Source organism: Terrabacter sp. P2_E3 (assembly GCF_056403915.1).
This window is the reverse complement of the sequence record NZ_JBFUEN010000004.1, coordinates 333,738-355,675: the sequence shown is the minus strand read 5'-3', so window position 1 is coordinate 355,675 and position 21,938 is coordinate 333,738. Positions and strand designations below refer to the sequence as shown.

21 protein-coding genes are annotated in these 21,938 nt (G+C 71.8%); 7 read left to right on the top strand and 14 right to left on the bottom strand.

All coding sequences use genetic code 11. The features are described from left to right. Positions 1–273: 273 nt before the first annotated feature. Together trpS and AC1DW8_RS07610 are read right to left on the bottom strand one after the other, a co-directional pair. Positions 274–1,329 (bottom strand): tryptophan--tRNA ligase, encoded by a 1,056-nt coding sequence (trpS, locus tag AC1DW8_RS07615; RefSeq protein ID WP_478093011.1) that lies wholly within the window; start codon positions 1,327–1,329, stop codon positions 274–276. 55 nt (positions 1,330–1,384) lie between these two features. Beyond that, on the bottom strand, positions 1,385–2,191 hold the full coding sequence (locus AC1DW8_RS07610; protein WP_478093009.1) for an exodeoxyribonuclease III: 807 nt from the start codon (positions 2,189–2,191) through the stop codon (positions 1,385–1,387). 98 nt (positions 2,192–2,289) lie between these two features. Here AC1DW8_RS07610 and AC1DW8_RS07605 point away from each other — a divergent pair, with 98 nt between their 5' ends. Continuing rightward, the gene (locus AC1DW8_RS07605) at positions 2,290–3,300 is read left to right on the top strand and encodes a MauE/DoxX family redox-associated membrane protein (RefSeq protein WP_478093007.1); all 1,011 of its coding nucleotides are present in this window, start codon (positions 2,290–2,292) and stop codon (positions 3,298–3,300) included. A 113-nt stretch (positions 3,301–3,413) separates the two neighbouring features. On the opposite strand, the gene AC1DW8_RS07600 is transcribed toward AC1DW8_RS07605, so the two are convergent. From AC1DW8_RS07600 to AC1DW8_RS07565, 8 genes are all read right to left on the bottom strand, one after another. Next, positions 3,414–3,920: a hypothetical protein gene (locus AC1DW8_RS07600; RefSeq protein ID WP_478093005.1), complete on the bottom strand. Its 507-nt coding sequence runs from the start codon at positions 3,918–3,920 to the stop codon at positions 3,414–3,416. A gap of 237 nt (positions 3,921–4,157) precedes the next feature. Further along, positions 4,158–4,490, bottom strand: a complete 333-nt coding sequence (locus AC1DW8_RS07595; protein WP_478093003.1) for a hypothetical protein — start codon at positions 4,488–4,490, stop codon at positions 4,158–4,160. 5 nt (positions 4,491–4,495) lie between these two features. Continuing rightward, positions 4,496–5,152 carry a hypothetical protein gene (locus AC1DW8_RS07590; RefSeq protein WP_478093001.1) on the bottom strand — a complete coding sequence of 219 codons (657 nt, stop codon included), beginning with the start codon at positions 5,150–5,152 and terminating at the stop codon, positions 4,496–4,498. Between the two features lie 113 nt (positions 5,153–5,265). Then, entirely contained in the window at positions 5,266–6,417 is a 1,152-nt protein-coding gene (locus AC1DW8_RS07585) for a glycosyltransferase (protein ID WP_478092999.1), read from the bottom strand. After that, the gene (locus AC1DW8_RS07580) at positions 6,417–7,436 is read right to left on the bottom strand and encodes a glycosyltransferase family 4 protein (protein ID WP_478092997.1); all 1,020 of its coding nucleotides are present in this window, start codon (positions 7,434–7,436) and stop codon (positions 6,417–6,419) included. The genes AC1DW8_RS07585 and AC1DW8_RS07580 overlap by 1 nt, the downstream gene beginning before the upstream one ends. Beyond that, positions 7,433–8,575, bottom strand: a complete 1,143-nt coding sequence (locus AC1DW8_RS07575; protein WP_478092995.1) for a glycosyltransferase family 4 protein — start codon at positions 8,573–8,575, stop codon at positions 7,433–7,435. The genes AC1DW8_RS07580 and AC1DW8_RS07575 overlap by 4 nt, the downstream gene beginning before the upstream one ends. After that, a complete protein-coding gene (locus tag AC1DW8_RS07570) occupies positions 8,572–9,942 on the bottom strand; it encodes an O-antigen ligase family protein (RefSeq protein WP_478092994.1) in 1,371 nt (456 codons plus the stop codon). Before AC1DW8_RS07570 ends, AC1DW8_RS07575 begins: the two co-directional genes overlap by 4 nt. Beyond that, positions 9,939–11,969 carry a glycosyltransferase gene (locus AC1DW8_RS07565; RefSeq protein WP_478092992.1) on the bottom strand — a complete coding sequence of 677 codons (2,031 nt, stop codon included), beginning with the start codon at positions 11,967–11,969 and terminating at the stop codon, positions 9,939–9,941. Before AC1DW8_RS07565 ends, AC1DW8_RS07570 begins: the two co-directional genes overlap by 4 nt. A 128-nt stretch (positions 11,970–12,097) precedes the next feature. Here AC1DW8_RS07565 and AC1DW8_RS07560 point away from each other — a divergent pair, with 128 nt between their 5' ends. Further along, positions 12,098–13,504 carry a tyrosine-protein kinase domain-containing protein gene (locus AC1DW8_RS07560; protein ID WP_056826857.1) on the top strand — a complete coding sequence of 469 codons (1,407 nt, stop codon included), beginning with the start codon at positions 12,098–12,100 and terminating at the stop codon, positions 13,502–13,504. A gap of 32 nt (positions 13,505–13,536) precedes the next feature. On the opposite strand, the gene AC1DW8_RS07555 is transcribed toward AC1DW8_RS07560, so the two are convergent. Both AC1DW8_RS07555 and AC1DW8_RS07550 read right to left on the bottom strand, forming a co-directional pair. Further along, on the bottom strand, positions 13,537–13,836 hold the full coding sequence (locus AC1DW8_RS07555; protein ID WP_478092990.1) for a PqqD family peptide modification chaperone: 300 nt from the start codon (positions 13,834–13,836) through the stop codon (positions 13,537–13,539). After that, on the bottom strand, positions 13,833–14,726 hold the full coding sequence (locus tag AC1DW8_RS07550; protein WP_478092988.1) for a nucleotidyltransferase family protein: 894 nt from the start codon (positions 14,724–14,726) through the stop codon (positions 13,833–13,835). Before AC1DW8_RS07550 ends, AC1DW8_RS07555 begins: the two co-directional genes overlap by 4 nt. Positions 14,727–14,794: 68 nt before the next feature. Here AC1DW8_RS07550 and AC1DW8_RS07545 point away from each other — a divergent pair, with 68 nt between their 5' ends. Then, positions 14,795–15,442 carry a phosphatase PAP2 family protein gene (locus AC1DW8_RS07545; RefSeq protein WP_056826854.1) on the top strand — a complete coding sequence of 216 codons (648 nt, stop codon included), beginning with the start codon at positions 14,795–14,797 and terminating at the stop codon, positions 15,440–15,442. A gap of 1 nt (position 15,443) precedes the next feature. Here the strand turns inward: AC1DW8_RS07545 and AC1DW8_RS07540 are convergent, their stop codons facing one another. Continuing rightward, complete coding sequence (locus tag AC1DW8_RS07540; RefSeq protein ID WP_478092987.1) at positions 15,444–16,505, bottom strand: glycosyltransferase family 4 protein; 1,062 nt, start codon at positions 16,503–16,505, stop codon at positions 15,444–15,446. A gap of 115 nt (positions 16,506–16,620) precedes the next feature. Between AC1DW8_RS07540 and AC1DW8_RS07535 the strand changes: the two genes are divergently transcribed. The 3 genes from AC1DW8_RS07535 to AC1DW8_RS07525 all read left to right on the top strand — a co-directional run bounded on the left by AC1DW8_RS07535 (position 16,621) and on the right by AC1DW8_RS07525 (position 20,188). Then, on the top strand, positions 16,621–17,787 hold the full coding sequence (locus AC1DW8_RS07535; protein ID WP_478092985.1) for a glycosyltransferase family 4 protein: 1,167 nt from the start codon (positions 16,621–16,623) through the stop codon (positions 17,785–17,787). Positions 17,788–17,873: 86 nt separating this feature from the next. Then, a complete protein-coding gene (locus tag AC1DW8_RS07530; protein ID WP_478092983.1) occupies positions 17,874–19,058 on the top strand; it encodes a glycosyltransferase family 4 protein in 1,185 nt (394 codons plus the stop codon). Next, positions 19,055–20,188, top strand: a complete 1,134-nt coding sequence (locus tag AC1DW8_RS07525; RefSeq protein WP_478092981.1) for a glycosyltransferase — start codon at positions 19,055–19,057, stop codon at positions 20,186–20,188. Before AC1DW8_RS07530 ends, AC1DW8_RS07525 begins: the two co-directional genes overlap by 4 nt. On the opposite strand, the gene AC1DW8_RS07520 is transcribed toward AC1DW8_RS07525, so the two are convergent. Beyond that, a complete protein-coding gene (locus tag AC1DW8_RS07520) occupies positions 20,181–20,774 on the bottom strand; it encodes a hypothetical protein (RefSeq protein WP_235508736.1) in 594 nt (197 codons plus the stop codon). The genes AC1DW8_RS07525 and AC1DW8_RS07520 overlap by 8 nt on opposite strands. Before the next feature lie 53 nt (positions 20,775–20,827). On the opposite strand from AC1DW8_RS07520, the gene AC1DW8_RS07515 reads away from it, so the two are divergent. Then, a complete protein-coding gene (locus AC1DW8_RS07515; protein ID WP_056778491.1) occupies positions 20,828–21,931 on the top strand; it encodes an LCP family protein in 1,104 nt (367 codons plus the stop codon). The last annotated feature ends 7 nt before the right edge of the window (positions 21,932–21,938 follow it).

Genomic DNA, 21,938 nt, shown 5'->3' with positions numbered 1-21,938 from the left:
TCGACGTTCGTCGACATCAGGCGTGCTCGCGCGATCTTCCCGCGACCCCGTCGGCGCAGTGGCGACCTCGCACACCTGGTGGCCAGTGCCGACAATCGACCCAGTGCGCAGGTGGTCGGAGATCCTGTCGCACCGGGTGGGACGAGTCACTGGAGGAGGCCTCGGTGCAGCGCCCCGAGCCCTGACGTGCCGTGCGGGAGGTCGGCTCGCGCCTTGAGCTCCCCTGTCTGCGTCACGGTGGCACCCTACCCAGCGCGGGTGGGCACAGCGTGGTTATCCCAGGTTCCGACCGAGGACCGGGAGGAGGCCGACCTTGTCGTAGACGCGGCGGACCGTCGCCTCGGCGACGGCGCGGGCCCGCTCGGCGCCGTCGGCGAGGATGCGGTCGAGCTCGGCCGGGTCGGCCATGAGCTCGAGGGTGCGGGTGCGGAACGGCGTCACCGCCTCGACGACGACCTCGGCGACGTCCTTCTTGAGGTCGCCGTAGCCCTTGCCGGCGTACTGCTCCTCGAGGATCGCCACCGGCGTGCCCGACAGGGCCGAGTGGATCGAGAGCAGGTTGGAGATGCCCGGCTTGTTCTCCTCGTCGAAGCGGATCTCCCGCTCGGCGTCCGTGACGGCCGAGCGGATCTTCTTCGCGATGCGCGCGGGCTCGTCGAGCAGGCTGACGAGCCCGGTGTCGGAGGCGGCCGACTTGCTCATCTTGGCCGTCGGCTCCTGGAGGTCCTGGATCTTGGCCGTCGCCTTCATGATGTGCGGCTCGGGCACGACGAGCGTGTCGCCGAAGCGCTGGTTGAAGCGGCCTGCGAGGTCACGCGAGAGCTCGAGGTGCTGGCGCTGGTCCTCGCCGACGGGGACGACGTTCGCGTCGTAGATGAGGATGTCGGCGGCCTGGAGCACGGGGTACGCGAAGAGGCCGACGTTGGTGTTGGTGCCCTTGGCCGACTTGTCCTTGAACTGTGTCATCCGGCTCGCCTCACCGAAGCCGGTGAGCGTCCCGAGCACCCAGTAGAGCTCGGTGTGCTGCGCGATGTGGCTCTGGACGAAGAGCGTCGAGCGGGCTGGGTCGACGCCGCCGGCGATGAACTGCGCGGCGGTGATGCGGGTGCGTTCGCGCAGCACCTCGGGGTCCGGGGCGACCGTCAGTGCGTGCAGGTCGGCGACGAAGTAGAAGGCGTCGTGCGTCTCCTGGAGGCGCACCCACTCGACCAGCGCACCGATGTAGTTGCCGAGGTGGAGCGAGTCGCTCGTCGGCTGCATGCCCGAGAGGCTGCGCGGCGTCGTGGTCGGGAGGGAGGGCGTCGAGGACATGGGTGCATTCTGGCCCATGGGCGACCGGGAGCCCCAAACCGGTCCGCCTCGAGCCGCCTCCGACGACGCGTCGTCAGACGGGCCCGAGGGCGTAGTCGGCGACGACCGGTGCGTGATCGCTCCAGCGCTCGGCATACGTCGGCGCCCGCCCGACGAAGACGTCGGTGACGGTGGCGGCCAGCCTCCGGGTTGCGAGCTGGTAGTCGATGCGCCAGCCGGCGTCGTTGTCGAAGGCCTTGCCGCGCCAGGACCACCACGAGTAGGGGCCCGCGACGTCACCCGCGTGGCGGCGCTGGACGTCGACCCAGCCCCCGTCGGCGAACCACCCGTCGAGCACGGAGCGCTCCTCGGGCAGGAAGCCCGCCTTCTTGAGGTTGCCCTTCCAGTTCTTGAGGTCGGCCTCGCGGTGCGCGACGTTGAGGTCGCCGGTGACGAGGACGAGCTCGTCGGCCGCGGCCGCACGTCGCATGCGCTCCGTCATGGCCGCGAGGAAGGCCATCTTGACGTCCTGTCGCTCGGTGCCCGCCTCGCCGGTGTGGACGTAGGCGGAGACGACCGTCAGCGGTCCTGCGGCAGTGGGGACGTCGGCCTCGACCCAGCGGCCCTCGTCGGTGAACGCGCCGTCGATGCCGACCCGCACCGCCGTCTGGGGCTCGCGCGTCACGACGGCGACGCCGGCACGTCCCTTGGCCGAGCCCTCGGTGTGCGCCGCCGACCAGTGCGCCAGGCCGGCGTCGGCGAGCACCTTGGCGAGCTCGACGTCGTCGGCGCGCACCTCCTGGAGGCAGAGGACGTCCGGCTCGGCCTGCTCGAGCCACGACACCAGGCCCCGCCTCGCGGCTGCTCGGATCCCGTTGACGTTGGCCGTGACGACGCGCATGGGCCGATTGTGCAGGAGGTGACCGACGCCGGGCCCGCCGCCCGGTGGGATCACCCGATCACCCACGGTGGTATGCCGTCGCCTGCCTAGAATGCGACGTGCCCTCCGACGCCCTCGCCCTCGCGCCCGTCATCCTCGCGGTCGTCCTCGTCGTGAGCGCGGTCGGCAAGCTGCGCTCGCCGAGCGCCTCGGCCGAGGCCTTCCGGGACCTCCGCGTGCCGGCGCCCCTGCGCGGCCGCGTCGTCGTCGAGGGACTGCCGTGGGGCGAGCTGCTGCTCGCCGCCCTGCTCGTGCTCGTCGGTGGCCCGGTGGGCATCGTCGCCGCGGTGGCGGCGCTCCTGCTCTTCACGGCATACCTCGTGCTCGTCGTTCGGGCCTTGGGCTTCGACGAGGACGTGGACTGCGCGTGCTTCGGTGAGTTCGCCCCCGGCCGCATCACACGTCGCACGGTCGTGCGCAACGCGTGGCTCGTCCTGCTGGCGGTCCTGGCCGTCGTCGTTGCGGCACAAGGCTCCTCGGTCGCGACGCGCGTTGCCGACGGCCGGCTGCCCTGGTGGTGGCTGGCGGGAGCGGGTGTCGCCGCCGCCACGACCTACCTCATCGTCGGCGCCCCGAGCCCAGCAGCGCCTGCCGCGGGGGACGTCCCGGACGACGAGAGCGGTGACTACCTCCGCACCCGGACACCGGCGGTTCCAGTCAGCCTGTCCGACGGCTCGACGACCAACCTCAGGGCCCTCAGCGTGGAGCGGCCCCAGCTGCTGGTCTACGTGTCGGAGATGTGCGGCTCGTGCGAGGAGGTCATCACCTCGGTGCCGGAGTGGCGAACCCGTCTGCCGCTGCTCGACGTACGCCTGGTGACACGGATGGCGGCCGGGCACACGCATCTGACGTCCCTCGAGGAGCCGCTCACGGTTCACGACACCGAGGGTGCCTTCTCGGACACCTTCGGACTGGCCACACCCTCGGCCCTGCTGCTGGGGGTCGACGGTCACCTTGCCGGCGGACCCGTGACCGGCAGCCTGGCGGTGCCCGAGTTCGTCGCAGACATCGAGGCAGAGCTCGCTGCCGCGTCTGCGCCCGAGATGGATCCGTCCGACGCCGCCAGCTGACTGCGGCAGGACAGCCGGCCAGGAGGAGCCAACGCACGCGAGCAGGGCCCGGATCCACAAGAATCCGGGCCCTGCTCGTCAGTCGTGTCGGGTCTGGTGCGAGTGCCCTCGGTTCAGGGCGCCGGGCTGCAGACCGGGTTGCCAGCCGGGATCGGGACGAACTCCTTGGTTCTGCAGGCCCCGCCACCGTTGGCGGTGATAGGCGGCGTGCTGAGGGTCGGCGTGGAGATGAGCACCGGGGTGGCGTCGAGCGCCACGCAGGTCGAGCACTCGAACCGCTGGTACCTCAGGCTGAACGACGAGTTCGAGCTGTCCTCCTGGCTGTTGGTGTAGACGAAGATGCGCTGGCTCGCACCGTCGGGCGTGCAGAACGTGGCGCACGTGCCAACCGCACCAGCCGGCGTACACGCCGGGCACGTGCAGCTGCCATTGGTGCTGGAGAAGACGAACGCCTGGAAGCCCGACACCGGATTGTCGTTGATGCGGACGTCGGAGATGACGGTGACACCCACTGTTGGGCCGGGGCCAGGCTGATTAACGGCAACGAGCTCGAACACGTACCCCTTGAAGATCGAGCTCGAGGCGCCGGGCAGCTTGCATGCAGCTCCGGTGAAGCTCAAGGGACCCGCTGAAGCGGCGACGGTGGGCGCAGCCCCGGCGACCACCACCGCGGGTACCGCCCAAGCGGCCCCCTTGACGACCGAGCGTCGGCTCGGAGGCGCCGATTCGACGCCGTGATTGTGTGACATGAATAAATCCCCCACTCGATGACTGGAACCCCCAAGTGCTTCGTCAATGTACCCGAACCAGACGTCCGCGACGCCGGGAATGAGGGGCGTTAGGCCCCCGCCGGCTCATCACGATCGAACGACGTCCTGATTGTCTCTTTTGTACCCCTGACCTGCACTAATGACCTCAGCGGAGAGCAACGCGAGGACCGATTCACGAACCCTCTCGGTCAGCCGCCCACCGGGGGGTTGGCCCATTCGGTCGAGCAGTTCGGCCTCCAGTTCCTGAAGGGTCAGCCCCGCGCCGATCGCGTCGAGAATCTCGAGCCCGAGCGGCGACAACCTCACCACGCGGCCCCATGGGTCCCCCCCGACGAGGACGAGGGTGCCTTCGTCCGTCGTGAGCTCATCGACAAACTGTCGACACCGCAGCGGCGTGGACGGGTCGAGCTCGGGATCCATGCTGCTCACCGACGCCTCCCCAATACGTCACGCACGATGGGTTCGAGGTCGATGGCATCGTGGTAGCGCACCCTTTTCAGGCCGCCGACCGACTCGACGAGCCGGGCCAGCCGGTGCAATGGCTTGTCGAGCTGGGCCAACGCCGACGTCTCTGGCGCGAGCAGCACGAGAGCGTCGAGGAGAGCCAGTTGCTCGACGACGACGGCCGCACCCGACGTCAGATCGCGGCGCAGGATGACCATGCCAGCCAGCCACGGCTTCACCGTCGGCCCGTGGAGGCCGAGGTCCGCCGGCGACATCTCGTCCTTGAGATCCGGGCTGTCCGCACGACGGACGGACAACGGTTTGCAGTACGTCTCGATGCCGAGGTCGCCGTCGACACCGACGGTCTCGTCTGAGACGTAGCCGCGGCCACGACCCAAGGTCCTGACCACCGTTGTCTTGCCCGTGCCGCCGGGGGCAACCAGCGCGATCGTTGCCCCGCTGGTCCGATCACACAGCGCGCCTGCGTGGAACATGGTCAGCTCACCGACGCGGGCCGTGATGGCCCGTCGGGTCACACGTTGGGTCAGCTCTTGCAGGGCCGCGGCGAGCTCCGGCTCCCCTGAGCCGGCCGGGACCGAGGGGGCACGAACCACCAGCGCGTCCGCGGCCGGCGACACCCGGCAGGCTGACCAGGCCCGGTGGGCAAGGCTCCGCAGTCGAACGTCCTCGACCTCGATGGCCAGAGTGGCGCCCAGGGCCCGGACGTGGAGGAGCTCGGTGGACAGATGTGTCATGAGCCGGCCCCGTGCTCCCGCACTCTCTCGAGAACCTCGGCGACCTGCTCGACGCGGCGGGACCAGTCGGCGTCGGCCGACGGCGCGGAGTCCAGCAGCGGTCCATTCACCTGGCCGGCGCTGGCCACACCCGCCACAACGGCCGACACGAAGGTCTCGTGGTCGGCGACCGTGACCCGCTCGTCGTCGACGTCACGGAAGCCGGCGACCGGCGTCGCGACGACCGGACGGCCGGCAGCCTGGTACTCGTAGAGCTTGATCGGGTCGAGGCTGTCGGTGAAGGGAGTCACGACGTGCGGCACGACGAGCACGTCGGCGTGCTGGAGGTAGGACGGCACGTCGCCGCTCGGTCGCGCGCCGAGCATCAAGACGCCCGCTGACTCGAGGCGCGAACGCTGCTCCGTCGCAAGCGCATTCGGTCCCACGAGCACCAAGTGTCCGGTCCCTTCGAGAGCCCGCGCCGTGGCCGCACAGAGGTCGACGTCGAGTCGGTCACCGTGCAGGGTCCCGACGTAGACCGCCGCGGCCCCCTCTGGAAGGTCGGCGGGTCGGTCGTGGCCGACGAGGTAGGCCGCCGAGTCGACCCCGTTGGGCACGAGAGTCACCTTCCGGCGCTGCCCCTTGCTCGCCGCGAGGGCCGGGGAGCAGACGACGACCTCGTCGCACCGAGCCAACAGCACCTGCTCCTGTGCGATGACCCGCTCGGTCTCGGCGGTCGACCGCTCGGCGAGCGTCCAGTCGTCGGTGACGTCGTAGAGCGAGCGCCACGTCGTCGCCTCGACCAGTAGCGCGCCGCTCGGGTCGTTGACCCAGAGGACCGGGTCGACCATGTCGAGCGAACGGGCGGTCCGGAGCACCTGCCGAGCCCAACGCTCGTCGACGCGGCGGTCGACCCGGCGGGGCAGCCACTTGGTGGGCTCGAGGAGCCACAGCGCCTCGGGCCGTATGCCGTCGAGCGACGGCCCGGGACGCAGCCCGCGGCCGAGCCTCGGCTGGCTGGCGCCGAGGGCTGCGTGCAGCGGGTCGGTCGCCGGCTCGACGAAGAGCACCCGGAGGGTGGGGTCGCCGCGCAACAGGCCGGCGACGAGATGCTGGTTGCGTCGCCACACACGGTCCCACGCCTCGAGGGAGGTCATGACCAGATCCATCACAGCACCCCTCGGTAGACGGCCCGGGTCTCTCGTGCCTGGTGTTCGGGCGTGAAGCAGGTGCGCTGGGCGCGTTGGAGGTCGGCGGCATAAGCGTCCCGGCGGCGAGGATCCGCGACGAGAGCAGCCAGCTGCCGTCCCGCACTCTCATGGTCTCCCGGTGCGTGCAGCGCCGCGCCGTCGACGGCCCCGACGGTCTCGAGGTGCCCTCCGGCGCCGACCGCGACGACGGGAAGGGCCGCTCCCATCGCCTCGAGAACCGTGAGGCCGAGCCCCTCGATGCGACAGGGGGCCAGGAGCACACCTGCGCGCGCCATCAGGTCCGGCACATCGCTCCGGTGACCGAGGAAGCGGGTTGAGTCGGCCAGGCCGAGGTCGGCCGCCAAGGAGGCCAGACGCCATCGCTCGGCACCGTCCCCGGCGACGTCGAGGCGCCAGCCCTGCGAGGCGACCCCGGACGCGGCGAAGGCCCGCAGCGCGACGTCGGAGTCCTTCTCGAGCTCGAGTCGCTGGACGAGCAGCACCACCTTCTCACGCTCCGCGGCCGGGGGCGTCTCCGGACTGCTCTCGACGCCCGGGTGGATCACGACGCTCGACCCCGCGATGCTGTCCGCCACGTACCGGCTGATCGCGATCTGAGCGTCGACCCGGCGTGCGGCCAGGGCGGCCGCCACGCTCGAGACGGGGTTGCTCCCCCGACTCCTGGCGAAGTGCCGGGTCACCACCAGCGGAACGTCCACGCCCAGCAGCGCTGTGGCGCAAGCGATCTCGGCGGCCGTCATGTGGGCGTGCACCACGTCGGCATCGACCGCCCAGCGCCGGACGGCGATGAGGACGTCGGTGACGGTCGCGGCCGGAAGGGTGCGTACGGCCGGACCTGCGGCAGCCGGCATACGGTGGGTGTCGCCTCCGATGACCACGACCTCGTCACCAGCGGCGGCCTGGGCGCGGGAGAGCAGAGCGACATGGCTCTCGACGCCGGCGAACCCGTCCGAGCGGATCGCGTGCAGAATCCTCATGAGGCCTCTCGGCCTCGTCCCGGCCCGTCACGCAGGCCGTCCAGCAGCTCGACGTAGCGGGCGGCGACATGGGCCCACGTGTGCTGTTCGGCAGTCCGGCGAGCCGCCTGACGCAGGGACGGACGGTCGGCCACGGAGAGCAGGTCGAGCGCCTCGGCCACGCTGGTCGCCGACCGTTCGACGAGGTAGCCGTTGACCCCGTGCTCGACGACATCGGGGATGGAGCCGGTGCGGGTGCCGATGACGGGAACCCCCATGGACAACGCCTCGAGGACGACGAGCGGCGACGCCTCATAGGCGCTGGGCAGGCACAGCACATCAGCCGCGCGCAGCCAGGGCCTCGGGTCACGGCTCGGACCGACGAAGGTGATGCGGGCCCGGTTGCGGACGGCGGCCGCCCGCGACTCCATGCCGGCGACGAGATCCGGTGACCCGCCCACGACGAGGAGCCGCACCTGGTCAGGGCACTGGTCCAGCGCGTCCACGACGAGGTCAAGTCCCTTGCGCGCGTACTCGTGCCCGATGAAGACGGCCAGCACGTCGGTCTCGGTCAGCCCCAGCGACTCCCGCTCTGCGCGCCGCTCGTCAGCGGATGGCGGGACGAACTCGGACGTGTCGACGCCGTTGGTGACGACAGCGGTGCCCGGCCCCAAGGACGGGTGCAGCTCACGCAGGAGCCGCTGGTCCTGGTCGGAGAGGTTCACGACGAGCCGGTGGGTGGCGGAGGTGTAGCGACGCTTGTCCCGCACCGTGGTGAACAGGTGCAGGGGGTTGCGCAGGATCCGGTACCAGTACGCGCCTCTCGACCGCATCGCGGCCTGGACGAGTCCGTGGTTGACGTAGATGTCCCCAGCGAGGACGTCGTTGTGGCACACGGAGACCGTTTCGGGGTGGTCGGCGAGATAGCGACGCGCGCGGCGCGTCCCGACGGACGAGAACCACACCACCCTGGCCAGGACCGCGAGCCGACCCTGCAGACCGCCCCGAGGTGTCGGCAACCACGCGCCGCCCGACTCCGTGAGGGTGAAGCGCTCGACGGTGAGCCCCGTTCGCCGCCACTCCTGCTCGAGGTGGTGAGCCACGGAACCCACCCCGGTGCCGGGCCCGATCTCGGGCGCGATCTGCACGATCGTGGTCACCGAGCGGCCCCAGGGGTCTGCAACAGTCCGGCGGGCTGCGGAGCCCCAGTCGGCTCGGGCGCTCGGGTCTCGGTCGACTCGCGCTGCTGGGAACACCATTTCGCACCGAGGCACAGGCCGAGGACGAGGAACGGGAGCGACCCCTGCACGGCGGACCAGAAGAGGTCGAACTGGCCCTGGACGATCCGTGACACCAGAACGGCCACCGCCAGGGACCCGTAGGCCGGGTCCATCCGCCACGCGACCCGCAGTGCCACGACCATGAGGAGGACGAAGGCGGCGAGGCCCACTGCCCCGGCCGATGTCAGCACCTCGATCTCGGCGTTGGGCGGCTGGAACTGGAACGGGAACCGGTCGGTGTACCACCAGCGCAGCCCGACGCCGAACCACGGGTCGGAGGACCAGACGGTCATCGAGTCCTGGAACCACGTGAGGCGCTGGAAGACCGAGTTGAACTGGTTCCCGGACTGCACCTGGTCCTGCACGAGGTTCGTCACGAAGAGAACCAGCGGTGCGACGACCAGGAGCACGAGCTTGGACCGTCGACGATCGGTCCGCGAGCGCAGGACCAGGACGAAGACTGCCGCGACCAGACCGATGACCGCCTGCCTCGACTGGGTGAGCAGGACAGCCGTCAGCATCATGCCCATGAGGACGAAGGACCACCTCCGATTGATCCCGGCCCACGCGGGCCGCGCGTAGACCATGACCACCCCCATCGCACAGACCGTGCCCGCGAAGTTCTTGTGCATGCCATACGGGAAGCTCGGGTAGACCGGGCTCAGGTCGCCGTTCGCGATGTGTATCAGACCCTCTGCGACGGTGATGGTCGCCAGGACGGCGATGGTGCCGATGAGCAGGCGGAGACCGGTGCGGGCGTGACCGTTGGCGCCGACGGCCCATCCGACGAGAAGGGATCCGGACACGAGCATCCAGGCGTGCGCCCATTCGACGGCGTTCGCCGTGTACGGGTTGTTGACGACCGTGATCAGCGTTGCGAACTGGTACACCGCCGAGGCCCAGAGGACCGCACGCATGCCGGCGGAGAAGGGCCGCTTGGCGAGAAGAAGAGCTGGGACGGCGGCCGCTGCGAGGGCGAAGTCCGAGAGCGAGAGGTCGACCCCTCCGCCGCCGACGCGGAGGACGACGAGGAGCAGGGGTAGCACGGCGAGCGGGATGAGACCGGGTTGCACTGCCGTCACACCCATCGCGAGCACGGCGACGGCGAGGATGATCGCTGCGTCGGGCGTCGTCACGGCGAGACGTCCTACGACGGCGACGAGGGCGACGCCGGCGAGCACCAGACCGATGCGGGTGAGCAGGTCGGTCGTGCCGGTGCGGAGGAGACGTTCCGGGATGATGCTCACGACGTGGCCACCCGTCCCAGCTCGTCGAGAGGCACGGACGGAAGGTCGCTGCGTGCGGCGCGGGCGGCGCGGGCGGCGCGGCCGGCGCGGGCGTCGCGGGGCCGTTCCTCCGACCGTGCGGGACCCGCGAGGTAGAGGTGTAGGCGGGCACGTGCCGCGCGACGCCGGTCTCCCCGCAGCACGACCCCTCGCGCGGCAGAGCCGACGACCTGCCCGGCACGCCCGACCTGCCAGCCCACGCTGCCGAAGTGCTTTCGGAGATAGATCTCCTGCGCGGCGTGGAAGTGGCCCTCACGCCGAGCGGGGTCGGTGCTCGTCGCGGCACCCACATGGGTGGCACGCGCTGCCGGCACGAGCGCGTGCCGCCAGCCGAGCAGGACCGCGCGGCGCGCCCAGTCGGTCTCCTCCGCATAGAGGAAGAAGCGCTCGTCGTCGAAGGGACCGACGTGGTCGAGGGCCTCGCGGCGCAGCAGCAGCACCGACCCGATGACGTAGCGGTTGCGTCGCAGGCGGCCGAGTCCGGCGGCCTCGACCCACGTCGCCAGCGGCGACGGGAAGGGCCACTCGACCCGCGCGGGCGTCCCGGTCGCGTCGACCTGCGACGGTCCGACGCTCGCGAGGTCGGGCTCGGCGAGCAGGGCTGCGCGCAGGACCTCGACGTCGCCCGGGGCGACCACCGCGTCGGGGTTGACGAGCAGGACGTCGGCGCGGGGGTCGACCCGTCGCAGCCCCTCGTTGACACCGGCCCCGAAACCCCCGTTTCGACCCGGGTCCACGTAGCGGGCGCCCGCGGCCTCCACCACGGAGCGCACCGCAGGTGAGGAGGAGTTGTCGACGACCGTGACCGACAGCGTGCTCAGCGGAGCCAGCGCGTCGGCGAGAAGGTCGGGCTGGCCGTACGCGACGACGACGACCTCGAGCGGCCGGTCGTCCGGTCCTGGCGGCGTCCACTGCTTCGTCGCGGCGCGGTACATCGCATCGTGCTCCACCGCGATGCGGTCCCACGACGTCGCCGCCGCGCGGGCGAGGCCGGCTGCTCTGAGCCGCCCGGACACGTCGCCGTCGTGCACGACCTCGCTGATCGCCTTGGCGAGCTCGGCGACGTCGCCCTCGGCGACGACGAGAGCGGCGTCGCCGACGACCTCCGGCAGCGCGCCGCTGTCGCTGACGACGACGGGGATGCCGCAGGCCATCGCCTCGAGCGCGACCCGGCCGAACTGCTCGACCCACGAGGGGGTCGTGAGCGACGGGACGACCAGGACGTCGAGCGAGCGGTAGAAGTCGGGCAGCGCCTCAGGCGCCAGCGCGCCGAGGAGCTCGACGCGGTCGGCGATGCCGAGTCGTCCCGCGAGGTCGACGAGGGCCTGCTTCTCGGGTCCGTCGCCGGCGAGGCGTACGCGCACGGCGGGCTCGAGAGCGACGCCGCGGAGCAGCACGTCCGCCCCCTTGGCGGCGTCGAGTCGACCGGCGAACCCCACGACGGGCACCTCACGGGGCGTGTCGGCATACGCCGCCGGGGTGAAGGCGGTCAGGTCGGTGCCGAGGTCGACGGTGCGGGCGCGACCCGGGAAGCCCTTGCGCTCGGCGATGCGGCCGGCGGCGTCGTTGCAGACGTTGACGCCGCTCGCGTGGCGCAGCGCGGCTCGCTCGAGCCACCGGAACGGGACCGGGTAGCGCTTGTCGATGTTCTGGGCCGAGTAGAGCAGGTAGGGCGCGCGCTGGCGACGCAGCCACCGGAGCAGCAGCACCTCGGCGGTCGCGAGGGCGAAGGGCTCTTCGTGGATGTCGATGACGTCGACCGGACGACCGAGGGCCCGCCACAGCGGGCGCGGGTCGTAGAGGAAGAGGGCCGGGTGAGAGCCGACAGTGCGCGCCGGCACGACCGGCTCGTCGGGGCGCACCGACAGGGCGACGCGGCGGCCGCCCTCGGACCACGCCGCAGCCGACACGATGTCGACCCGGTGGCCGAGGCGTCGCAGGGCGCGCTCCCGCCCACGCCACGCGTCGACGACGGCGCTGTGGGACACGCGCAGTGCCCACATGACCACTCACCCCTCTCCCCGTGCCGTCCCCGGATGTCTCCGACTCGGCACAACCCCTTGGATGATATGGGAGGATCGCCGCACGTACTGTCGAGTTGGGCCAGGGGGGCAAAGTGACGTTCCGGGAGTTCCTGGGCGTTCTGGGGGCACGGTGGCGCATCATCGCGGTGAGTCTGCTCGCGGTGGTCGCGGCGACCGCTGTCCAGACGATGCTGACCCCTGCCGTCTACACGTCCAGCTCGAAGATCTACCTGCGGGCGACCACCCCGGCGAGCGCCACCAACAACAACCAGGTCGCGACCTACGCCGTCTCGGCAGGCGACCTCGGCACCTACCTCGAGGTCCTGACCTCACCGTCGGTCATGGATCCCCTGCGGACCCGGCTCGGCCTGCCTGCGGGATTCCCGCTGTCGGTCTCGGGCGACGTCTCTCAGACGTCCAACATGATGACGATCACCGCGACCGGTGGGGACCCCCAGCTCGTCGCGCGAGTCGCCACCGAGGCGGGCCCCGTGCTGGCCGACGTCGCCAAGAAGTTCTCCCCGCTTCTCGCCTCGAATGGTCAGGCCGTCGAGGCCGACACCATCGTGCCGGCCTCGGTTCCGGCTGACCCCACGTCACCCAACGCCAAGCGAAACCTCATGCTCGGGGCGCTCCTCGGCCTCGCGCTCGGCGTCGGCCTCGCGCTGCTCCGGCACACCCTGGACACCAAGGTGCGCACGGAGGAGGACATCAAGGCCTTGTCGAAGCGGCCCATCCTCGGCGACATCCCGATGGTGAAGTCGGTCAAGAACGGCCTGCTCTCGCTCGAGAGCGACCCGCACGGACGGCACGCGGAGTCGATCCGCCGCCTCCGCACCAACATCCTCTTCGTCGATGTCACGACCGGTGGGCACTCGTTCGTCGTCACCTCGTCGGTGCCCGGTGAGGGCAAGACGACGACGACGATCAACCTCGCCCTCGCGATGGCGGACGCCGGATCCAAGGTGCTGCTCATCGACGGAGACCTGCGCAACCCCTCGGTCGCGAGCACGATGGGTCTCGACGGCTCGTTCGGCCTGACCACCCTCCTGCTCGGTCAGGCGGACACCGACGACGTCATCCAGCGCTGGCGCGAGACCACCCTCCACGTGCTGCCAGCCGGCCCTGTGCCGCCCAACCCGAGCGAGCTGCTCGGCTCCGAGCCGATGGAGGTCCTCTTCGGCAAGCTGTCCCACGACTACGACTTCATCCTCGTGGACAGCCCGCCCGTCGTCCCGGTCATCGACGCCGTGCTCATCAACAAGCTGACGCACGGCCTGATCATGGTCGTCGGCGCCGAGCGGACGAAGAAGCGCGACCTCGCCAGCGCGGTCCAGTCGCTCGAGACCGTGGACGCCCCCGTCGCCGGTTTCGCCCTCAACATGGTGTCGGCGGGGTCCTCGACCGCTCATCGCTACGGCTACTACGGCTACAACCGCGACGCCGACGTCAAGCCGAGCCGTCGGGCCAAGCGCTCGCAGGCCAAGCACCACTCCTGATCCACCGCGCCGACCGCTCAGGTCAGGTGGGCTCAGGCCCTGGCCGGCGGGTCGGCGTCGCCACCCAGCGGCACGAGCAGCTCCCGCGCGCTCAGGTCGGCGACGAAGGCCCGGACGTCAGCCGTGATCGCGTCCTCGGGCTGTCCGACGAGCTCGGCGACACGGGCCACCCATCCGGTCGCGGGAGCCGTCGTGGCCTCGGCCCAGATCAGGGCCGCGGCACCATCGAGGACGAGGAGCGGGCCGCCGGGCAGGCGTGCGACGTAGACGGACATCCCGTCGTCGCTCACGGTGACCCCGGCGTCGGGTCCGGGACGGTAGGCGGCGCTCACCGCCGGCTCCGACGGGCGAGGCGAGAGACCTGCTCCCTCAGGCCTCGCGCCGGTCGGCCGAAGAACTCGGCCACGATCTCTGCGCGCGACACGGGGCGTCCACGCACGATCGTCAGGTGCTCGACGTTCACGCGCACCGAGCGCGACGCGACGGTCAGCTTGGCGCGCAGGCCCCGGGCCGCCCGCACCCTGGCGCGCCACTCCTCCATCCGGGTGCCCCCGCGCGCCGCGACGCGCCAGAGGTCGTATGCCGGGTCGTCCCGATGCTCGTCGAGGGTGCCGGTGATGACCGAGAAGGCCAGACCGGCATCGAGCCGCCCCACCCAGTCGAGAACACGGTCGCGAGCAGCGTCGTCGGCCGATGTCCAGAGCCACTCGACGTCGTTGGCGGCCTTGGCGTCGCTGCCGCCGCGGGCGGCGTGCAGGAGCAGGACGACGGCTTGCGCATCGCGCGACGGGACCGGGCAGTCGATGCCGCCCAGAACCTTCGTGATGCGCTGGGACCACAGGGTGTCGAAGGCCCGCTCGGGCGTGGGACCGGTCCCAGGATAGATCCGGTGCAGGTCGAGCAGTCCGAAGTCCTGGTGTCGCAAGGTCGCCGAATGCTCGAAGGACGATCCGTAGACGAAGGTGTTGATGAGCTCCCAGCCGTGGCGAGGCAGCTCGTCGAGCAAACGACGCACGTGCGCCGGACGGGCCAGCACGTCGGCATCGGAGTAGCCACGCCCCGGCACCAGGGTCGGATCGAGTGCCGCACCCTTGACGTGCAGCAGGTCCGCTCCGCACCGGTCGGCGATCCACTGAACTGATGCGTGGGCGAAACCGATGCGTACCTCGAGGGGCACAGTGGCACCCGCAGAGGGGGCTCCCGTCGCCTCCTGGGTTGCCATCGAGCGAACCCCCATAGACTGCAAGCGGACTGGTCGATCGCACCATAACAGCCCGCCAGGAGGTGCACGTGTCGCATCGCGATCGCCTCCGCTGGGCCACCGTGGCCGTCGCCGCCGCCACGGCCTTCGCGCTCACCGCGCTCCTCTCGACCCGAACCGGGATCGGTGTGACGGTCGACGCCGCCGTCCGCGGCTGGATCCTCAACGGGCTGCCGGGAGCCCTGCGCCAGGGTCTCGACCGCCTGGCCCGGCCGTTGGTCATCGTCGTGCTCGCTCCGATGGTCATCGTTCTCGCGCTCCTCGCACTCGTCCGACGCGGCTGGCGGCGCGCCCTCGCGGGCGTCGTCATCCCGGCAGCGGCGACGTTCGTGGCTCTCGAGCTGCGCACGCGCGACGTCTTCGGCATCGGCGGGGACGCCTTCCCGTCCAACCACGCGGCCGCCGGCCTCGGCCTGCTCGTCGGGGTCGCGGTCGTGTGGCCGCGACCCGTGACGCGACGAGGGCTCGTCGGTCTGGGCGTGGCGGCGTTGTGCATCGGCCTCGGCAACGTGTCGTGGTACGCGCACCAGCCCCGTGACGTCGTCGGCAGCGCGCTGCTCGTGGTCGCGGTTGCCGCGGCGACCTTCGCCGTCGTCGGCGGTGACTCCCCCAACCTCGCCACCGAGGTCCGGGCCTCGCGCCGCACGGCGCGGGAGGGTGCAGGGCCCGTCGGCTGAGTCAGTCGGTGACGGAGCGCCAGACCCGCGCGTGCCCCTCGGCGCTCGCCTCCCAGGTGAACCGGCGCGACCGCTCGAAGCCGCGGCGGGCCATCGCCTCGACCTCGGCACCGCCGGCGAGGACGTCGAGGACGCCGGCGGCGATACTCGTGCCGGTGGGGTCGACGAGGAGGCCGCCGTCGCCGACGACCTCGGGCAGGGACGACCGGTCGGCGGCGACGACGGGCACGCCCGCGGCCATTCCCTCGAGCGCCGGAAGGCCGAAGCCCTCGACGAGGGAGGGCACGACGACGACGGAGGCGGCGGCATACAGCCTCGGCAGCACCTCGTCGGCGACGCGCCCGACGAGTCGGACGCCGGGCAGCGAGGCGAAGAGCTCGGTGCGACGGGGGTGGGGCGGGCCGGCGAGCACCAGCGTCACGTCGGGCCGGGCTGCCCGGATCCGCGGCCAGGCGTCGGCGAGCGCCGCGAGGTTCTTGCGCTCGGACGCGCCACCGGCGGTGAGGAGGTAGGGTCCGTCGACGCCGAGCGCGGACAGCCCGTCGGCGCCGAGCGGCTCGGCCCCGAAGTAGCGCTCCTCGACCCCGTTCGGGACGACGACGGGGTCGACGAGCCCGAGCAGGTCGACCGCCTCGGATGCCGTGAAGGCCGAGACGCAGACGACGGCAGCTGCCCGGCGCAGCTCCTCCGCCGCGGCGGCCACGGGTGCCGACTCGTCGGCGTAGCGCCAGGCCACGACGTCGTGCAGCGTCACGACCTCACGGGGCGCCGGCGGCAGCTCGAGGTTCATCCGGTGCACGAGCCCACCACGGGCGTACGCGAGACGGCCCGCCGCCGCACGCGCGCTCGGTGACGCGTCACCGAGCCAGCCCATCGGCAGGCGGAGCGTCCCCGGAAGCGGTGACCTCAACGAGCGCGCCACGGCGTGCCGGACCCGCCACACCTCGCCCGGCGCGGCCAGCGCGCTGAGGGCCGCGGGTGCGCGCGAGACGATGTGTCGCTCGTAGGCCTGCGCACCCATCGGCACCGCCGTCGCGGTCGTGGCGATCGTGAGCCGGTGCACGCGGGATCCTCGCTGTCGGGGCGGTGGTCAACTGCGGGACGGGTCCGCCCTCGCATCGTAGGGTGAGACCGCCCGCGAGCCGGTGACCTCGCGAGCCCGACCGAGAGGAGCCGCTGTGGATGGTGCCGGTCGGCCGCGCGTCGCGCTCGTGACCTCGTCGTACCACCCGCACCTCGGTGGGGTGGAGGGGCATGTCCGCCACGTCGCGCGCGAGCTCCGCGGCAGGGGCACGGAGGTCGAGGTGTGGACCGTCGACCGCGGCGAGCACCTCGGCGTCACCGAGCTCGACGGCACCGTCGTGCGCCACCTGCCGACTCCCCTGCCGGCCCGCTCGGGGCGCGCCCTCGTCAGCTTCGGGCTCGCCGCGCCGCGCGCGTGGCACGCGTGGCGGTCGGCCTTCCGCGCCTTCCGCCCCGACCTGCTCCACGTCCAGTGCTTCGGACCCAACGGGGTGTATGCCGCCGCGCTGGCTCGTCGCACCGGCACCCCGCTCGTGCTGTCGAGCCACGGCGAGACGTTCATGGACGACCACGACGCCTTCGGCACCTCGGCGCTGATGCGCGAGGGACTGCGCCGGACCATCACGGCCGCCGCGGTGACGACGGGGTGCTCCGCGCAGGTGCTCGACGACCTGCGGGACCGGTTCGGCCTCGAGGGCGGGACCGTCGTGCCCAACGGCGTCGGTCCCGTGCCGACGACGCCTCCGACCGGCACGATGCCCGACGCGCTCGGCCTGCCGGACGGCCCCGTCGTCCTGGGGGTCGGCAGGCTCGAGACGACGAAGGGCTTCGACCTGCTCGTCGACGCCGTCGCGGGCATTGACCGCGAGCTCTCCCCGACGCTGGTCATCGGCGGCGACGGGTCCCAGCGCGAAGCCCTGCGGGCGCTCGGTGAGCAGGTCGGCCTCGGCGACCGGCTCCGACTGGTCGGACCGCTCGATGAAGCCGGCGTCGACACCTGGATGCGTCGGGCCGACGTCGTCGTCATGCCCAGCCGCCGCGAGGCCTTCGGCATCGTCGCGCTCGAGGCGTGGCGCGCCGGCACACCCCTCGTCGCCACGAGCCTCGGCGGGCCCGCGTCGTTCGTCACCGACGGGGTCGACGGCGTCCTCGTCGACCCGGTCAACACCGGGGCGCTGGCCCATGCCGTCGAGTCGCTGTTGCACGACCCCGAGAGGCGGGCGGCCCTCGGGGCGGCCGGGCAGGGCTCCGCACGCCGATACACGTGGTCCGCGATTGCGCTGCAGTACTCCCGCATCTATCAAGGGCTCGCCCGTTCGTGATCCGCGGTGGTCTTGCCCGGACGAGACGACGCGCGGGCACGCGCATCATCGGGGCAGTCTGTTGCGCCCGTAGGTAGCCTCGGGGCGTGCCTCCAGCCGCGCCGCCTCCGCGCCCTCCCGTGCGTGTGGGGATCCTCGACCACACGGCCGAGCTGGGTGGCGCCGAGCTCGCACTGCTGAGGCTGTTGGAGGTCGTCGACCGGGAGCGCGTCGAGCCCGTCGTCGTCCTCTTCTCCTCGGGCCCTCTCGAGGAACGGCTCCAAGGGGTCGGCCACCGGGTCGTCGTCGTTCCCCTGGACCCGAGGGTCCGGGACATGGGCCGTGCCGTCGGCCCGCTCAGCGCACTGCGTCGCGCTGCGAGCGGCGCGGCCTTCCTGCACCGCCTCGCCGCCTCCCTCCGTGCTCTCGACGTCGACGTCGTCCACACGACCTCGCTCAAGGCGGACCTCCTCGCGATCCCCGTGGCTCTCCTGCTGCGCAAGCCCCTCGTGTGGCACGTCCACGACCGCATCGCCGAGGACTACCTGCCGTTTCGGACGGTGCGCCTGCTGCGGTTCCTCGCCCGCCGCGTGCCGCACGCCGTCGTCGTCAACTCCGAGGCGACGGCCGCCACCCTGCCCGGCGCGCGCCGTCCGACGGTTGCCTACCCGGGGCTGTCCTCGGAGCAGGTCGCGCACTCCGGCCGACGTCTCCAGCCGGAGGGTGGCCCCGTCGTTGGCATGGTGGGACGGCTCAGCCCCACCAAGGGCCAGCTCGTCCTCGTTCGGGCCGCGCGACACGTCGTGGACGTACGCCCGACGACCCGCTTCAGGCTGGTCGGTTCCGCCGCCTTCGGCGCCGCGGACTACGAACGCGAGCTGCGCTCGGAGATCGGTCGTCTCGGGCTCGAGGCCGACATCGACCTCGTCGGCTTCGTCGACGACCCGCGAGGCGAGCTCGAGGCCATGTCCGTCTGCGTGCACGCGTCAACGGTGCCCGAGCCCTTCGGCCAGGTGGTCACGGAGGCGATGGGATGGGGCGTGCCGGTCGTCGCGACCCGCGGCGGTGGGGTCGACGAGATCGTGCGCACGTCGCCGAGGGGCTCCGAGACGGGGCTCCTCGTCGACGCCGGAGACGAGCAGGCCCTGGCACTGGCGGTCCTCGACGTCATCGACCGTCCGGCGGAGGCGCTGGCCCGCGCCTCTCGCGCCCTCGCCGACGTCGCCGACCGTTTCGGGATCGAGCGGTCCGCCGAGACCGTGACCCGGGTCTGGGAGGAGGCCGCCTCGTGAGCACCCGGGACCTCCCTGTCGGGCGACCGCGCGTCGCCATCGCGCACGACTACCTGACCCAGCGCGGCGGTGCGGAGCGGGTCGTCCTGGCGCTGCACCGGGCCTTTCCCGACGCGACGATCCACACGACGCTCTACGACCCGGCCGGCACCTACCCGGAGTTCCGCGATGCGCGGGTCGTCGTCTCCCCCATCAACCGCATCGGGGCGCTGCGCCGCGACCACCGGGCCGCGCTCCCCCTGCTCCCGTATGCCGTGTCCCACCTTCCCGTGGACGCCGACGTCGTCGTGGTGTCGAGCTCGGGCTGGGCGCACGGCGTGCCGACGACCGGGCTCAAGCTCGTCTACTGCCACGCCCCGGCGCGCTGGCTCTACCAGGCCGATGCCTACCTCGGGGACGAGGCCGGCCGGTCCGCGAAGGCGCGCGCGCTGGGTCTGCTCAGCGGGTGGCTGCGCCGCTGGGACCGTCGCGCAGCGGCGTCCGCGGACCGCTACCTCGCGAACTCGACGGTGGTCCGGGGGCGCATCGCGGCGGCATACGGCATCGACGCCCAGGTGCTCGCCCCGCCCTACGGCATCGACCCCGCCGACCCGCAGGAGGCGGTGGCCTCCCTGGCGGACTGGGCCGACGAGGGCTACCTGCTCCTCGTGTCGCGGCTGCTGCCCTACAAGAACGTCGACGTCGCGGTCGACGCCGTGCGCGACCTCCCCGAGCGGCTCGTCGTCGTCGGTGCGGGACCGCTCGAGGCGCGGCTGCGCGCCGAGGCACCGGACAACGTCCGGATCGTCTCGGGCCTGACGGACGCCGAGCTGCGCTGGACCTACGCGCACGCCCGCACCCTGCTCGCGCCGAGCCTCGAGGACTTCGGGCTCACCCCCCTCGAGGCGGCGGCGTTCGGGGTGCCCACCCTGGCCCTGCACGCCGGCGGCTATCTCGACACCATCTACGAGAGCGTCAACGGGACGTTCTTCGAGGAGCCGACCGTGCCAGCCGTCCGCGCCGCCGTCGTCGCCGCCCGAGAGCGGGTCTGGGACGAGGCCGCGATCCGCGCCCATGCCGAGCACTTCTCGGAGGCGAGATTCCACGAGCGCATCCGGGCGGAGGTCGACAACCTCCTGTCGGTCAGCTGACGGCGCGCACCACGAGGAGCCAGGCCACGACGGGCGCACCGACGACGAGGATGATCGCGAGGACCCGCAACGCCGCCGCGTGGCCGTAGACCTTGGCGACGACCGCGCCGAGGATGCCGATGGCGAAGACGGCGATCGAGTAGTTCGCGAACGTCGCGCTCAGCTCGACGATCTCGGGGGACTTCGTGATGTTGGCGATCGTCGCCGCCTTGCCCGCGGGACCCCACGGCGCCGGCAGCGGCACCTGGGCGAGGAGCAGGGCCGCGAGGCCGAGCACGTCGGTGCGCAGGTACGAGCGCCTCAGCGCCGAGGCCTGACGGCGGCTGCGGACCGAGGGCTGCACGGCCGACGCGGGAGGCGTGAACGCGCGAGGCAGCGTCAGCAGCAGACCGGGCAGGCCGGCGAGACCGGCCAGGAAGGCCGCATACAGCTTGGGGTGCCCGTCGGAGGCGAAGCCGAAGACGGTGACGAGCGGCACCGTCGCGTGCACGAGCACCCAGACGTAGGCGACGAAGGCCAGAGCTGCCCCGACGGCCACGGGGAGGTCGGCGCTCACACGTCGGCTCACTCCTCGGGCTTCGGGCATGGCGCACAGTGTAAGCAGCAGTGCGATCGACTCCCGACACCTACACTTGCGCCGTGGACAGCACCCGACAGCGCGACACCGATCTGTTCGAATCCGAGCAGGTCGCTGCCGGCGACGGCTCCTCCGGGGGCTCGGGCGGCTCCGGCGACGACTGGGACGGCGGCTCGCCCGCCGACGGCGGTTCGGGCCGCCGGGAGAAGAAGCGCAACCGCAAGGTGCTCGTGGCCGCGCTCGTGCTGCTGCTCGTGCCCGTGCTCGCGGTGGGAGGCTACCTCGCGTGGCTCAACCACATCGTCACCAACAACGTGAAGCAGGAGCTGCTCCTGCCCGACGACGGCTCGGCGGGCAGCCAGCCGACCGACAAGAACGGCAACGTCGTCGTGCAGCCGGCGGGCAACGGCACGAACTACCTCGTCGTCGGTAGCGACGCCGGTCCGGGTCGCGTCGGCGGCCGGTCCGACGTCATGGTGCTCGTGCACGTGCCGGCCGACCACTCGGCCGTCACCCTGATCCACTTCCCCCGCGACCTCTACGTCTCGATCCCGGGCAAGGGCAAGAACAAGCTCAACGCGGCGTATGCGTTCGGCGGGCCGCCGCTGCTCGTCAAGACGATGCAGGACATGCTCGGCGTCCGTATCGACCACGTCGCGCTCGTCGGTTTCGAGGGGTTCAAGTCGATGACCGATGCCGTCGGCGGCGTCGACGTCAACGTCGAGGAGTCGAGCAACCAGCCGCCCTACGTCTTCACCCAGGGCGTCCAGCACATGGACGGCGCGATGGCCCTGGCCTTCGTGCGCGAGCGCAAGCAGCTGAGCGAGGGCGACATCTCCCGTGGCCGGCGCCAGCTCGCCTTCATCAAGGCCCTCATGCTCAAGACCCTGAGCAAGGACGTGCTGACCAACCCGATCAAGCTCAAGGACTTCACCGAGGCGGCCACGACCAACCTCACGGTCGACCAGAAGCTCGACGTCGGCACCATGCGATCGGAGGCCCTGGCGCTGCGCGACCTGCGGGGCGGCGACATCCGCTTCATCACGGCGCCTTTCACGGGCTTCGGCACGAGCCCGGCCGGTGCGTCGATCGACATCGTCGACGAGGTGAAGATGGCCGACCTCGGCGACGCCATCCGCAACGACGAGCTCAACGCCTACAAGTAGGAGCCGG